This window comes from Bacillus zhangzhouensis (assembly GCF_000715205.1).
Taxonomy (GTDB): Bacteria; Bacillota; Bacilli; order Bacillales; family Bacillaceae; genus Bacillus; species Bacillus zhangzhouensis.
Map to the genome: position 1 here is coordinate 1 of NZ_JOTP01000090.1, position 445 is coordinate 445.

Annotated in this window: 1 protein-coding gene; it reads right to left on the bottom strand. The window is 56.6% G+C overall.

The features are described from left to right. On the bottom strand, positions 1 to 445 hold a 445-nt coding region (locus tag BA70_RS20765), incomplete at both ends, for a collagen-like domain-containing protein (protein WP_149865380.1).

Consider the following 445-nt stretch of genomic DNA (forward strand, 5'->3'; position numbering starts at 1 on the left):
ACCAGTATCTCCAGTTGCACCAGTCGCACCAGTAGGACCGGTAGCTCCAGTCGCCAGTAGAACCGGTATCTCCGGTAACACCAGTTGCACCAGTAGGTCCGGTATCTCCGGTAGCACCTGTTGCGCCAGTAGAACCGGCATCTCCGGTAACACCAGTTGCACCAGTAGGTCCAGTAGGTCCGGTAGCTCCAGTTACACCAGTTGCGCCAGTAGACCCGGTATCTCCGGTAACACCTGTTGGTCCAGTAGGACCAGTATCTCCGGTAACACCTGTAGCGCCAGTAGAACCAGTATCTCCGGTAGCACCTGTAGCACCAGTAGGTCCGGCATCTCCAGTAACACCAGTGGCTCCAGTATCTCCGGTAACACCTGTAGCGCCAGTAGAACCAGTATCTCCGGTAGCATCTCCAGTTGCACCTGTCGCACCAGTAGGTCCGGTAGCTCC